The organism is Streptomyces tendae (assembly GCF_008632955.1).
GTDB lineage: Bacteria > Actinomycetota > Actinomycetes > Streptomycetales > Streptomycetaceae > Streptomyces.
The window spans coordinates 6,269,965-6,283,995 of the sequence record NZ_CP043959.1 but is presented as its reverse complement, the minus strand read 5'-3'; the positions used below and the strand labels follow the sequence as shown (position 1 = coordinate 6,283,995).

Sequence of the window (14,031 nt, the reverse complement as noted above, 5' to 3'; positions counted from 1 at the left end):
CCATGCTGTTTTCCAGCAAGGGCAAGCACCGTCGTCCGTCCAAGGCCACCCGTGCCATCGCCATCGCCGGCGTGACCGGTGCCGCCGTCGCCGCCCCGCTGATGGCGGCCGGCAACGCCTCCGCCGCCACCGCGTCCGAGTGGGACGCCGTCGCCCAGTGCGAGTCCGGCGGCAACTGGTCCATCAACACCGGCAACGGTTACTACGGCGGTCTGCAGTTCTCCGCCTCCACCTGGGCCGCGTACGGCGGCACGCAGTACGCCGGCAGCGCCGACCAGGCCACCAAGGCCCAGCAGATCGAGATCGCCGAGAAGGTCCTCGCGGGCCAGGGCAAGGGCGCCTGGCCGGTCTGCGGCACCGGCCTGTCCAGCGCCTCGTACAACGGCTCCTCCGCCGAGAGCTCCTCGCAGGACTCCGGCTCCACCGAGGCCCGTGAGAGCGAGCAGAAGGCCTCCCGCTCCGCCGAGCGCCCCGCCGCGCCGAAGCAGACGGAGCAGAAGGCCGAGAAGAAGACCGTCACCACCCCGACCGGCAAGAAGGTCGAGAAGGGCGACGGCGAGTACAAGGTCGTCAAGGGTGACACCCTCAGCTCCATCGCCGCGGAGCAGGACGTCAAGGGCGGCTGGGCGAAGCTGTTCAAGCTGAACGACGACATCGTCGACGACGCCGACCTCATCTACCCGGGCCAGCAGCTGCACCTGAAGTAAGGCGTGGCCGCAGGTCCTTCCCCGTTCCCACGGGCTCCCCGCCCCGGTGCGTTTCTTCCCCCGTACGCACCGGGGCGGGGTCATGTCCGGACGCATTACGGTCACGGTTTTCCGAACCGGCTTTGTTCCGTTCGGAAACAATTTACTCTCGGTTCTGTCCATGAGGCGGGCGGCGAGATGGCCGATCGCCCGGAGCCGGTTAGGCTCGGACTCGCAAGGCCCCCGTGGCCCTGCTCACCCGCGTCACATCCCAAGAAGGAGATGCTCGTGCCGTCCATCGACGTCGTCGTAGCCCGGGAAATCCTGGACTCCCGAGGCAACCCCACGGTCGAGGTCGAGGTCGGCCTCGACGACGGCAGCACGGGTCGTGCCGCCGTTCCGTCCGGCGCTTCCACCGGCGCCTTCGAGGCCGTCGAACTCCGTGACGGCGACGCCGGCCGTTACCTGGGCAAGGGCGTCGAGAAGGCCGTCCTGGCCGTCATCGAGCAGATCGGCCCGGAGCTCGTCGGCTACGACGCCACCGAGCAGCGCCTGATCGACCAGGCGATGTTCGACCTGGACGCCACCGACAACAAGGGCTCGCTCGGCGCCAACGCCATCCTCGGCGTCTCGCTCGCCGTCGCCCACGCCGCCTCCGAGGCCAGCGACCTGCCGCTGTTCCGCTACCTGGGCGGCCCGAACGCGCACCTGCTGCCGGTGCCGATGATGAACATCCTGAACGGCGGCTCGCACGCCGACTCCAACGTGGACATCCAGGAGTTCATGATCGCCCCGATCGGCGCGGAGTCCTTCTCCGAGGCGCTGCGCTGGGGCGCCGAGGTCTACCACACCCTGAAGAAGGTCCTGAAGGGCAAGGGCCTGGCCACCGGCCTCGGCGACGAGGGCGGCTTCGCCCCGAACCTCGGCTCCAACCGCGAGGCCCTCGACCTCATCCTCGAGGCGATCAAGGAAGCCGGCTACACCCCCGGCGAGCAGATCGCCCTGGCCCTCGACGTGGCCGCCTCCGAGTTCTACAAGGACGGCGTCTACACCTTCGAGGGCAAGGAGCGCACGGCCGCCGAGATGACCGAGTACTACGCGGAGCTCGTCGACGCGTACCCGCTCGTGTCCATCGAGGACCCGCTGTTCGAGGACGACTGGGAGGGCTGGAAGACCATCACCGACAAGCTCGGTGACAAGGTCCAGCTCGTCGGTGACGACCTGTTCGTCACCAACCCCGAGCGCCTGGCCCGCGGCATCGACGAGGGCGCCGCCAACGCCCTGCTGGTGAAGGTGAACCAGATCGGTTCGCTCACCGAGACCCTGGACGCCGTCGAGCTGGCCCAGCGCAACGGCTTCAAGTGCATGATGTCCCACCGCTCCGGCGAGACCGAGGACGTCACCATCGCCGACCTGGCCGTCGCCACCAACTGCGGCCAGATCAAGACCGGTGCCCCGGCCCGCTCCGAGCGCGTCGCCAAGTACAACCAGCTGCTGCGCATCGAGGAGATCCTCGACGACGCCGCGGTGTACGCCGGCCGCAGCGCGTTCCCCCGGTTCCGCTCCGCGAACCAGTAGGCGCCGCGAGGGCTGACCTCGGCCCCGCAGGAAGCGTCGTACGTACGTCCCCGTACCCGGTCCCGTACCGTGTGCGGGGACGTACGCGCGTAGGAGACGGAACGAGAGGCGGGCACATGGCGGTGAAGGACCGGGACCGTTTCTCCACCGCGACCAGGATCCGGCTGATCGGTGAGCAGACCGCGGCCCGGGTCTACCGCTCGCAGACCAAGCGGCAGGCCCGCCGCTCCCGGCTGACCGGCCGCGCGGCCCTGCTCGTCCTGGTGATCTGCTCCCTGGTCGTGGCCCTCGCCTACCCGATGCGGCAGTACGTCTCGCAGCGCGCGGAGATCGCCGACCAGCAGAAGGAGCAGGACGAGACCCGTCAGCGGGTCGAACGGCTGCGCGACCTGAAGGCCCGCTGGCAGGACGACGCCTACGCCGAGCAGGAGATCCGCAGGCGCCTGCACTACGTCATGCCGGGGGAGACCGGCTACATCGTCATCGACCCGGGCCCGGCCGAGAGCTCGCGCAGCGACCTGGAGGCCGCCGACCGCCCCTGGTACGCCAACGTCTGGGACGGCGTCGACAAGGCCGACGCCGCCGACCAGTGACCCGACGGAACACCGCAGAAAGACACGTATGGACACCCCTCCGCCCACGACCCCGCGCAGCGAACCCACCGACGCGGACGTCGAGGCCTTCAAGCAGCAGCTCGGCCGGCCCCCGCGCGGGCTGCGCGCCATCGCGCACCGCTGTCCCTGCGGGCAGCCGGACGTCGTGGAGACCGCGCCGCGGCTGCCCGACGGCACGCCCTTCCCGACGCTGTACTACCTGACGTGCCCGCGGGCGAACTCCGCGATCGGCACGCTGGAGGCGAACGGCGTGATGAAGGAGATGACGGAGCGGCTGGGCACCGACCCGGAGCTCGCGGCCGCCTACCGGGCGGCGCACGAGGACTACATCAGGCGCCGCGACCTGATCGAGGAGCTGAAGAACTTCCCCAGCGCGGGCGGCATGCCGGACCGCGTGAAGTGCCTGCACGTGCTGGTCGCGCACTCGCTCGCGGCCGGACCGGGTGTGAACCCGCTGGGCGACGAGGCGCTGGCGATGCTGCCCGAGTGGTGGAGCAAGGGGCCGTGCGTGACGCCGGCGGACGAGAAGGAGGACGGCCGGTGACCCGGGTGGCCGCGATCGACTGCGGGACGAACTCCATCCGTCTGCTGGTGGCCGACGCCGACCCCGCGACGGGCGAACTCACCGACCTGGAGCGGCGGATGACGATCGTGCGGCTCGGCCAGGGCGTCGACCGCACCGGCCGGCTGGCGCCCGAGGCGCTGGAGCGGACATTCGCCGCGTGCCGCGAGTACGCGGAGGTCGTGAAGAAGCACGGGGCCTCGGAGCACCTGCGCTTCGTCGCCACCTCGGCCTCCCGTGACGCCGAGAACCGCGACGACTTCGTGCGCGGGGTGGTGGACATCCTGGGCGTGGAGCCCGAGGTCATCACCGGCGACCAGGAGGCGGAGTTCTCCTTCACCGGCGCCACCAAGGAGCTGACCGGCCGGGACGACCTGCGCCGGCCGTTCCTGGTGGTGGACATCGGCGGCGGCTCCACCGAGTTCGTGGTCGGCGACGACCATGTGCGCGCGGCCCGCTCCGTGGACGTCGGCTGCGTCCGGATGACGGAGCGGCACCTGGTGCGGGACGGGGCCGTGACGGACCCGTCCACCGAAGAGCAGATCGCGGCGATGCGGGCGGACGTCGAGGCCGCCCTGGACCGGGCGGAGGAGGCCGTGCCGCTGCGCGAGGCCCGCACGCTGGTGGGCCTCGCGGGCTCGGTCACCACCGTTTCGGCGATCGCCCAGGACCTGCCGGAGTACGACCCGGCGGCCATCCACCACTCCCGGGTCTCCCGGGACCGGGTCCGGGAGATCACCGAGTGGCTGCTGCGCTCCACCCACGCCGAGCGCGCCAAGGTGCCGTCCATGCACCCGGGCCGGGTCGACGTGATCGGCGCGGGAGCCCTGGTGCTGCTGACGATCATGGAGCGGACGGGCGCGCGGGAGGTCGTGGTCTCGGAGCACGACATCCTGGACGGGATCGCCTGGTCCGTGGCGTAGGCCGCGTGGTCCCGTCGTGGTCCCGGTCTCCTTTGCTACTGATCAGTAGCACTCCGCTGAGCAGTCGGGACAGCGTTTGAGCGACGCTCCGGGGGGCTTCCGGGCCCCCCGGGACGGACCCCTCCGGGAAAGTTCGTGAAGTTCTTCACAAGGAATTGGCCCCGGTAGGGCGAAGAAGCGGGTCCGATTGACCCGTTCGGGCGCTCAACACCCCTTTGAACACGTTCAGAAGAGGTTGGAAGAGGGTCCGGGAGCACCGCTCGCACCGACCGGCCGGTAGGCCTCACAGCCCGTCCCGAACGACAGAGAGGCAGCTCACGCGGCATTGACAACGTCCCGTCAAGGGGCCCGGTTCCCGATCGCAGCTGTGATCTCGATCAAGAAGCGCGGGATGGTAGCACAGGCCCTGTCCGAGCTTGTGAAGGGGCGCACGAGGTACCCCCCCGAGACGGGTGGATACTCGATGGCATGAGCACCACGGAGCGTCCCAGGATCCTCGTAGTAGGCGGTGGGTACGTAGGCCTGTACGCAGCTCGGCGCATCCAGAAGAAGATGCGTTACGGCGAGGCGACCGTCACCGTCGTCGACCCGCGGTCGTACATGACCTACCAGCCCTTCCTCCCCGAAGCCGCCGCCGGCAGCATCTCCCCGCGGCACGTCGTCGTCCCGTTGCGACGCGTGCTGCCCAAGGCGGAGGTCCTCACCGGCCGGGTCACGACCATCGACCAGGACCGCAAGGTCGCCACGATCGCCCCCCTGGTGGGCGAGGCGTACGAGCTGCCCTTCGACTACCTGGTGATCGCGCTCGGCGCGGTCTCCCGCACCTTCCCGATCCCCGGCCTCGCCGAGCAGGGCATCGGCATGAAGGGCGTCGAGGAGGCCATCGGCCTGCGCAACCACGTCCTCGAGCAGCTCGACAAGGCCGACTCCACCACGGACGAGGAGATCCGGCGCAAGGCGCTCACCTTCGTCTTCGTGGGCGGCGGCTTCGCCGGCGCGGAGACCATCGGTGAGGTCGAGGACTTGGCCCGGGACGCGGCCAAGTACTACAAGACGGTGTCCCGCGAGGACATGCGCTTCATCCTGGTCGACGCCGCCGACAAGATCCTCCCCGAGGTCGGCCCCAAGCTCGGCGCGTACGGCAAGGAGCACCTCGAGAGCCGCGGCGTCGAGGTCTACCTGTCCACCTCGATGGACTCCTGCGTCGACGGCCACGTGGTGCTGAAGAACGGCCTCGAGGTCGACTCCAACACCATCGTGTGGACCGCGGGCGTCAAGCCGAACCCGGCGCTGTCCCGCTTCGGCCTGCCGCTCGGTCCGCGCGGCCACGTCGACACCGAGCCGACCCTCCAGGTCAAGGGCACCGACTACATCTGGGCCGCGGGCGACAACGCCCAGGTGCCGGACCTCGTCGGCCGCAAGGCCGGCAACGAGAACGCCTGGTGCCCGCCGAACGCCCAGCACGCGCTGCGCCAGGCCAAGGTGCTCGGCGACAACGTGATCTCCGGCATGCGGGGCTTCCCGCAGAAGGAGTACAGCCACGCCAACAAGGGCGCGGTGGCGGGTCTCGGCGTCCACAAGGGCGTCGCGATGATCGTCATGGGCAAGATGAAGATCAAGGTCAAGGGCCGGCTCGCCTGGTACATGCACCGTGGCTACCACGGCATGGCGATGCCCACCTGGAACCGCAAGATCCGCGTCTTCGCCGACTGGACCCTCGGCATGTTCCTCAAGCGCGAGGTCGTGTCCCTGGGCGCGATCGAGTCGCCGCGCGAGGAGTTCTACGAGGCCGCCAAGCCCGCGCCGGCGCCCGCCGCCGCGCAGGAGCCGAAGAAGACCGAGGCCAAGGCCTCCTGACCCCGGTCACCCCGTAGGGGCCGCCCGCCATCCGTGGTGCGGGCGGCCCCTTCGCCGTCCCCCGGGGTGCCTCCCAGCGGGTTGCGTTTCCGTGTTTTGCCCGAACATGACGCGCGCCGGGGACTGTCACGGCCGCGCCCAGGTGTTTACGTGGTGACGACATTCCGGGATCCGGTCACGGAGGTGTACCCCATGACAGACGCCGCCCCGCGGCTGAAAGGCATCCTCGAGCAGTTGCTCGGCGCACCCCTCCCCGTGCGCATCCGCACCTGGGACGGCTCGCAGGCCGGCCCCCCGGACAGCCCCGTCCTGGTCGTGCGCAACCGCCGGGCCCTGCGCCACCTGCTGTTCAAGCCCGGCGAACTGGGCCTGGCCCGCGCCTGGGTGGCCGGTGACCTCACCATCGAGGGTGACCTCTACACCGCCCTGGACTCGCTGGCCGGTCTCATCTGGGAGCGCGGCGAGGACGCCCGCACCCTCGCCCAGTCACTGCGCGACCCGGACTTCCGCTCCGCCGTGCGCCGGCTGTTCGCGATGGCCGGCCCGCCGCTGCCGCCCGCCCCGCCCCGCGAGGAGGTCCGCAGGCCCCGCCGCGGACTGCACACCAAGCGCAGCGACAAGCGCGCCATCAGCCACCACTACGACGTCGGCAACGACTTCTACGAGATCGTCCTCGGCCCGTCCATGGTGTACTCCTGCGCCTACTGGCCCGCCCCGCCGCCGGAGGGCACCCTCGAACAGGCCCAGCACGACAAGCTCGAACTGGTCGCCCGCAAGCTCGACCTGCGCCCCGGGCAGCGGCTGCTGGACGTCGGCTGCGGCTGGGGGTCGATGGCCTTGCACGCCGCCCGCGAGCACGGGGTGAGCGTCGTCGGCATCACCCTCTCCCAGGAGCAGGCGGCGTACGCCCGCAAGCGCATCGCCGAGGAGGGGCTGACGGACCGCATCGAGATCCGCGTCCAGGACTACCGGGACGTCGCGGACGGCCCCTTCGACGCCATCTCCTCCATCGGCATGGCCGAGCACGTCGGATCCGAGCGCTACCTGGAGTACGCGACCGTGCTGCACCGGCTGCTGAAGCCGGGCGGCCGGCTGCTCAACCACCAGATCGCGCGCCGCCCGCAGCGCGACGAGTCGTCGTACCAGGTGGACGAGTTCATCGACGCCTACGTCTTCCCGGACGGCGAGCTCGCCCCGCTCGGCACCACCGTCTCCCTGCTGGAGCGCGCCGGGTTCGAGGTCCGCGACGTGGAGTCGATCCGCGAGCACTACGCCCTCACCCTGCGCCGCTGGGTGGACAACCTCCAGGCCGACTGGACCCGTGCCGTGTCCCTCACCGGTCCGGGCCGGGCCCGCGTCTGGCAGCTGTACATGGCCGCCTCCGCGCTCGCCTTCGAACGCAACCGGATCGGCGTCAACCAGGTCGTCGCGGTGCGGACCCCCGAGTCCGGCGTCTCCGAGATGCCGCTGCGGGCCCGGGTGTGGGGCGCTCCCGGCCCGGCCTGATACGCACCACGACCCGAGGGGCCGGGCCCCCTGTAGGGGGGCCCGGCCCTCGGTGTGCCGCGCCGCGGCGAGGTCACTCCGCCTTGATCGCGTTCAGCATGTTCAGCCGGGCGGCGTTACGAGCAGGCCACAGGGCGGCCAGGACGCCCACCAGACCGGCCAGCACCACGAAGATCCCGATGCGGCCCCAGGGCAGCACCAGCGCGTACCCAGGAATCTCCTCGGCGACGGTCTCACCGATCGCCCAGCCGAGGAACGTGCCGAGACCGATGCCGACCACCGCGCCGAACACCGAGATGACGACGGCCTCCAGCCGGACCATCCGCTTCACCCGGCGCCGGTCCAGACCGATCGCGCGCAGCATGCCGATCTCCTGCTGCCGTTCGAAGACGGACATCGCGAGGGTGTTGACGACGCCCAGCACCGCGATGATCAGCGCCATCGCCAGCAGCCCGTACATGACGTTCAGCAGGGTGTTGATGGCGCCGCCGAACTCGTCGCGGATGTCCTGCCGGTCCATGACGGTGATCGCCGGGTTGTCGCCCAGCGCGTCGACGAGGGCCTGCTCGTTCGCCGCGGTCTGGCCGCCGTCGACCTTCACGAAGATCTGCCGGATGTACGGCTTCGCCTCGTGCCCGTCCACCACGGCGGTGTCGACGAGGACGGGTGAGAGGAACTCGCTGTCCTTGTAGACGGCGCCGACCGTCAGCGTTGTCTTCTTCTCGTCGGCGAAGGTGAAGGGGATGCGGTCGCCGGGCTTCCAGCCCTTGCTCTTCGCCGTTGTCTCGGCGACCGCGATCTGTCCCTCGGCGAGCATGCCGGCGTCGCCGCTGACGACGTCGACGTTCAGGACCCGCTCGATGTCGCCCGGGGTGACCGCGGAGGCGGAGACGTAGTCGTCGCCGGCCTGGAGGTAGGCGTCCTGCTGCGGCGAGACCGCCGAGACGCCCTCGGCCTTCTCGAGCGCGGTCAGCGCGGACCGGTCGAGGTCGCCCCCGTTGGCCATCGTGACCATGTAGTCGGCCTTGATGTTGTCCGTGGTCATCTTGTCGATGGCGGTGCCGACCGTGACGCCGAGCACCGACAGGCCGGTCACCAGCGTCAGTCCGATCGCCAGCGCCGAGGCGGTGGCGCCGGTGCGGCGCGGGTTGCGGACCGCGTTCTGGCCCGCCAGCTTGCCGGCCACGCCGAAGGGCCCGACGAGCAGCGGACGGACGAGTGCGATCACGGGCCGGGACAGCAGCGGGATCAGGATGATCACGCCGATCAGAGCGAGGAACGCCCCCGCGCCGATGTACATCCGGCCGTCGTCCCCGCCGGTCGAGGCGCCTGCCACGATCGCCGCCGCGCCGAGGGCGGTGACGGCCCCACCGATGGAGTTGCGCAGCACCAGCGACTTGGTGGTGGCCACCGCGTGGACGCTGTTCATCGCCGCCACCGGCGGGATCTTCGCGGCCCTGCGACCGGGCAGCCAGGCGGCGAACACCGTGATCAGCACGCCCACCGCGAACGCCGAGATCACCGGAGTGGCGGACAGGACCAGCGGGCCGTCAGGCATTTTCATGTCGAACGCCGCCATGCCGGAGCGCAGTCCGACGGCCAGACCGACGCCGAGGACGAAGCCGACGGCCGAGGCCACCAGACCCACCACCGCGGCCTCGGCGAGCACCGAACGGGTGATCTGCCTGCGGGACGCGCCGACCGCGCGCATCAGGGCGATCTCCTTGGTGCGCTGGGCGACCAGCATCGTGAACGTGTTGGAGATCAGGAAGACGCCCACGAAGAGCGCGATGCCCGCGAAGCCGAGCAGGACCTGCTTGAGGTTGCCCATGCCCTGTTCGATCTGGTCGGCCTGCTCGTCCGCGAGCGCCGTCCCGGTCTGGGCCTTTGCGGTGTCCGGCAGCAGCGGCTCGACCGCGGCGAGGATCTTCGCGTCGTCCGCGCCGGGGGCGGCGACGATGGTGGCGTCCTCGAAGTAGCCCTGCCGGAGGTACTGCTCCTGGGCGACGGCGGTGTCGAAGAGGACGAGGCTGCCGCCGGCGTTGACGGCACCGTCCTCGGTGGTGAACACACCGCTGAGGGTGTATTCCTTCACCGGGCCGTTGGTGGCGACGCGCACCCGGTCGCCGACCTCGTACTCGCCCTTGGCCGCGGACTCCTCGTCCAACGCGATCTGGCCGTCCTTCACCGGGCCGGAGCCGTCGGTGAACGTGTACGCGGGGTCCTTGCCGTTCTCGCCGGGCGCGAAGTTCGAGCCCTTGTTGGACCATCCGACGCCGATCAGCTTCCCGTCGGGGTCGGCGACCCCGGCGAAGCCCTCGACGCGGCCGTACACCCCGGCGACGCCGTCCACGGCGGAGATCCGGTCGAGGTCCTTGCCGGACAGACCGGGCGCCTCCTCGGGGTTGTCCGGGTCGGCGTACGAGGTGACGGCGACGGCGACGTCGTCGTAGCTCTTCGCCGACTGGTTGCGGAAGGCGTTGGAGAGGGTGTCCGCGAAGACCAGGGTGCCCGACACGAACGCCACGCCGAGCATCACGGCGAGCACGGTCATCAACAGCCTGGCCTTGTGCGCGAAGACGTTGCGCAAGGCGGTACGGAACATGGGTCTTCTCTGTCCAGACGGTACGGGGAGGGGCGAGCGGGCGGCGGGCCCGGGGTCAGCTGGTGCGGCTCTTGGCGTCGAACCGCTTCATCCGGTCGAGCACCGAGTCGGCCGTGGGCCCGTACAGCTCGTCGACGATCCGGCCGTCCGCGAGGAAGATCACCCGGTCCGCGTAGGCGGCGGCGACCGGGTCGTGGGTCACCATCACCACCGTCTGGCCGAGTTCGCGCACGGAGTTGCGCAGGAAGCCGAGCACCTCGGCGCCGGAGCGGGAGTCGAGGTTGCCGGTCGGCTCGTCACCGAAGACGATGTCGGGCCGAGAGGCCAGCGCCCGGGCCACCGCGACCCGCTGCTGCTGGCCGCCGGAAAGCTGCGAGGGCCGGTGGCTCAGCCGGTCCGCCAGTCCGACCATGCGGATCACGGTGTCCAGCCACTCCTTGTCGGGCCTGCGGCCCGCGATGTCCATCGGGAGGGTGATGTTCTCCAGCGCGGAGAGCGTCGGCAGCAGGTTGAACGCCTGGAAGATGAAACCGATCTTGTCCCGGCGCAGCCGGGTGAGCTGCTTGTCCTTCAGCGCGCCCAGCTCGGTGTCGCCGATGCGCACGGAGCCGGAGGAGAAGGTGTCGAGCCCGGCGACGCAGTGCATCAGCGTGGACTTGCCGGAGCCCGAGGGGCCCATGATCGCGGTGAACTCGGCCTGCCGGAAGTCGACGGAGACACGGTCCAGGGCGACCACCCGGGTCTCACCCTGACCGTAGATCTTCGAGAGCTCCGTGGCGCGCGCGGCCACGGCGGTGGTCCGGTCGGCGAGGGGGGCGGTGGTCACGGATGGGCTCCTGTCGGGACGACGTGTTCTCGGGGACGTGATCCATCGTTCCGTGGCTTTGCCGCCGTGTAGTCACCCGCTGCTCCGGTTCCGGAGGGCGACTCGGGAAGGACCGCCGGGCGCGGGGTCATACCTGGGGATGACGGACGACCCCGACAGGAGAACGGGTGGGGCGCCCTTGTTCGGACGGTGAAATTCCGTCATTTCGCGTGCGGGGCGGAGCGTGACACGCAAGGCTGTGAGGCATGTGCTGACGGTGCGTCCGCCGGTCTGATGCACCCTCAGGCGCCAATAAAATAAGACAAGATCGGCCCCTCCCGCCGGTACCGGGGGAGGGTCACCGATAGGCTCGGAACCGCGAAGCGGGGCCCACGGCCTGCCCGGATGGTGGAATGCAGACACGGCGAGCTTAAACCTCGCTGCCCCTGAGCGGGCGTGCCGGTTCAAGTCCGGCTCCGGGCACCACTACGCCCCCCTCCCCTCTGAATCCCCTGTGATCGACGCTCGCCCGCCGGAGCTCCGCGTGCGACCGTTGACACCCGGGTGTGTGCGCCCGGAAACTCGCGTTCCGCCGCGGGCGAAGGGGGACGAGCGATGCGTACCACCGTGGGGATCGTCGGGGCGGGACCGGCCGGTCTGCTGCTCGCCCGGCTGCTGCGCCTCGCGGGGATCGACTGCGTCGTCCTGGAGTGCCGCGACCGCGCCCACGTGGAGCGGCGGCAGCGGGCCGGGGTGCTGGAGCAGGGCACGGCGGACGTGCTGCGCGCGGCCGGCGCCGGGGAGCGGCTGGACCGCGAGGGCCTGCGGCACGACGGCATCGAGCTGCGGTTCGGCAGGCGCCGCCACCGCATCGACTTCCCGGGCCTCACCGGCGGCCGGTCCGTCACGGTGTACGCGCAGACCGAGGTCTGCAAGGACCTCATCGCCCTCGCCCTGGCCGACGGCTGCCCGCCGCTCTTCCACAGCGAGGTGCTGGCCGTGGAGGACGTGGACACCCCCGCCCCGCGCGTCCGCTTCCGGCGCGGGGGCCGCGAGGAGGTGCTGGAGTGCGACTGGGTGGCCGGCTGCGACGGCTTCCACGGGGTGACCCGCGGCGCCGTCCCCGCCGGGGTGTCCCGGGTCCACGGGCGGACGTACCCCTACGCCTGGCTCGGCATCCTCGCCGACGTCCCGCCCTCCCACGACGAGCTGGTCTACGCCCGCCACGACCGCGGCTTCGCCCTGCTGTCCATGCGCTCCCCCTCCGTCTCGCGCCTCTACCTCCAGGTGCCGGAGGGCACGAAACCCGAGGCATGGACGGACGGGGAGATCTGGGCCGAGCTGTCCCGCCGCCTGGAGACCGACGACGACTGGGCCCTGCGGCGCGGGCCCGTCACCCAGAAGTCGGTCACCCCCATGCGCTCCTACGTCCACGAGCCCATGCGGTACGGCCGCCTCCTCCTCGCCGGGGACGCCGCCCACATCGTGCCGCCCACCGGCGCCAAGGGCCTGAACCTCGCCGTCGGGGACGTGGTGGTCCTCGCCCGGGCGCTGGAGCACGAGCTGCGGACCGGCTCCACCGAGCTCCTGGACGCCTACTCCGCCACCTGCCTGCGCCGCGTCTGGCAGGCCGAGCGGTTCTGCCACGACATGACCGCCCTGCTGCACCGCGCCCCCGGCGCCACCGCCTTCGACGACCGGCTCCAGCTCGCCCGGCTGGAGCGCGTCGCCACCTCCCGGGCCGCAGCCACCGACCTCGCCGAGGCGTACACGGGATTCCCCCTGGGATGATCACTGTCTCCGCCAGGTTCCGGGCAGGTACCGGCTCGGTACCGGTCCACCGCTCGCGGTGAGGGGAATCACGAAGCCGCGTAGCGTGTTGCGCAGCACAACGAGGGAAAGATCCTCCCCAAGCATTAGGGTCATTCCTTTGCCTACCTATTACTCTTGAGCCAAGGCCGCATCGAGTGGCCATGGAGGAGTGAAATGAGGAGCAGCAACCCGGTCTTCTCGCGACGGGGGTTCGGCCGCGACAACGGCTACGCGGGCTTCAACACCGCGCCGCAGGCCGGGGGCCCCGCCGTCGCCACGCAGGCCAACCCGTACGCCCAGCCGACGGGCAACCCGTACGCGCAGAACCCGTACGCACAGCAGCAGCAGTACGGCGCGCCGCCGCAGGCTCCGGCCACCGCCGGCCGCATGACCATCGACGACGTCGTGCTGCGCACGGGGACCACGCTCGGCGTGCTCGTCGTCACGGCCGCGCTCGCCTGGGCCCTGCTGCCGGTCGACGACGCCAACATCAGCCGCGCCTACGGCATCGGCATCGGCGCCGCGCTGATCGGCATGGTCCTGGCGCTCGTGCAGTCCTTCAAGCGCAAGGCGTCGCCCGCGCTGATCCTGACGTACGCCGCGTTCGAGGGTGTGTTCCTCGGCGTCATCTCCAACATCGTCGACAACCGCATCGCCGACGGCGCGGCCATGCAGGCCGTGATCGGCACCATGGCGGTGTTCGCCGGTGTGCTGGTGGCCTACAAGGCCGGCTGGATCCGCGTCAACCGCCGCTTCTACGGCTTCGTGATGGCGGCCGCGCTCGGCTTCATCCTGCTGATGGCCGTGAACCTGCTGTTCGCGGTGTTCGGCGGCGGTGACGGCCTCGGCTTCCGCAGCGGCCCGCTCGGCATCGTGTTCGGTGTCATCGGTATCCTGCTGGGTGCCTGCTTCCTCGCCCTGGACTTCAAGCAGGTCGAGGACGGCATCGCCTACGGCGCCCCGCGTGAGGAGGCCTGGCTCGCGGCCTTCGGTCTCACCCTGACCCTGGTGTGGATCTACCTCGAGTTCCTGCGGCTCATCTCGATCCTCAACAGCGACTGACGCCCGGGCGTCCATCGCGCG

At 70.7% G+C, this 14,031-nt stretch carries 11 protein-coding genes and 1 tRNA gene; 10 read left to right on the top strand and 2 right to left on the bottom strand.

The window, feature by feature from the left end; genetic code table 11:
• Window positions 1–2 precede the first annotated feature (2 nt).
• From F3L20_RS28745 to F3L20_RS28715, 7 genes are all read left to right on the top strand, one after another.
• Window positions 3–707: a transglycosylase family protein gene (locus F3L20_RS28745; protein ID WP_150156769.1), complete on the top strand. Its 705-nt coding sequence runs from the start codon at window positions 3–5 to the stop codon at window positions 705–707.
• A 267-nt stretch (window positions 708–974) separates the two neighbouring features.
• Window positions 975–2,264 carry a phosphopyruvate hydratase gene (eno, locus tag F3L20_RS28740; protein ID WP_145826946.1) on the top strand — a complete coding sequence of 430 codons (1,290 nt, stop codon included), beginning with the start codon at window positions 975–977 and terminating at the stop codon, window positions 2,262–2,264.
• 116 nt (window positions 2,265–2,380) lie between these two features.
• On the top strand, window positions 2,381–2,857 hold the full coding sequence (locus tag F3L20_RS28735; RefSeq protein ID WP_145826947.1) for an FtsB family cell division protein: 477 nt from the start codon (window positions 2,381–2,383) through the stop codon (window positions 2,855–2,857).
• A 28-nt stretch (window positions 2,858–2,885) separates the two neighbouring features.
• Window positions 2,886–3,422, top strand: a complete 537-nt coding sequence (locus F3L20_RS28730; protein WP_150156768.1) for a DUF501 domain-containing protein — start codon at window positions 2,886–2,888, stop codon at window positions 3,420–3,422.
• Window positions 3,419–4,363, top strand: coding sequence for a Ppx/GppA phosphatase family protein (locus tag F3L20_RS28725; protein WP_150156767.1), 945 nt, complete (start codon window positions 3,419–3,421; stop codon window positions 4,361–4,363). The genes F3L20_RS28730 and F3L20_RS28725 overlap by 4 nt, the downstream gene beginning before the upstream one ends.
• 468 nt (window positions 4,364–4,831) lie before the next feature.
• Complete coding sequence (locus F3L20_RS28720) at window positions 4,832–6,220, top strand: NAD(P)/FAD-dependent oxidoreductase (protein WP_150156766.1); 1,389 nt, start codon at window positions 4,832–4,834, stop codon at window positions 6,218–6,220.
• Window positions 6,221–6,412: 192 nt separating this feature from the next.
• Window positions 6,413–7,726, top strand: coding sequence for an SAM-dependent methyltransferase (locus F3L20_RS28715; protein ID WP_150156765.1), 1,314 nt, complete (start codon window positions 6,413–6,415; stop codon window positions 7,724–7,726).
• A 73-nt stretch (window positions 7,727–7,799) separates the two neighbouring features.
• On the opposite strand, the gene F3L20_RS28710 is transcribed toward F3L20_RS28715, so the two are convergent.
• Both F3L20_RS28710 and F3L20_RS28705 read right to left on the bottom strand, forming a co-directional pair.
• The gene (locus F3L20_RS28710) at window positions 7,800–10,331 is read right to left on the bottom strand and encodes an ABC transporter permease (protein ID WP_150156764.1); all 2,532 of its coding nucleotides are present in this window, start codon (window positions 10,329–10,331) and stop codon (window positions 7,800–7,802) included.
• 55 nt (window positions 10,332–10,386) lie between these two features.
• The gene (locus F3L20_RS28705) at window positions 10,387–11,157 is read right to left on the bottom strand and encodes an ABC transporter ATP-binding protein (protein ID WP_150156763.1); all 771 of its coding nucleotides are present in this window, start codon (window positions 11,155–11,157) and stop codon (window positions 10,387–10,389) included.
• 378 nt (window positions 11,158–11,535) lie between these two features.
• Here F3L20_RS28705 and F3L20_RS28695 point away from each other — a divergent pair.
• The 3 genes from F3L20_RS28695 (at window position 11,536) to F3L20_RS28685 (ending at window position 14,010) form a co-directional block, all read left to right on the top strand.
• Window positions 11,536–11,622 (top strand) — tRNA-Leu (locus F3L20_RS28695).
• Window positions 11,623–11,751: 129 nt separating this feature from the next.
• On the top strand, window positions 11,752–12,927 hold the full coding sequence (locus F3L20_RS28690; protein WP_150156762.1) for a 4-hydroxybenzoate 3-monooxygenase: 1,176 nt from the start codon (window positions 11,752–11,754) through the stop codon (window positions 12,925–12,927).
• 195 nt (window positions 12,928–13,122) lie between these two features.
• Window positions 13,123–14,010 carry a Bax inhibitor-1/YccA family protein gene (locus F3L20_RS28685; RefSeq protein ID WP_150156761.1) on the top strand — a complete coding sequence of 296 codons (888 nt, stop codon included), beginning with the start codon at window positions 13,123–13,125 and terminating at the stop codon, window positions 14,008–14,010.
• Window positions 14,011–14,031: the final 21 nt, after the last annotated feature.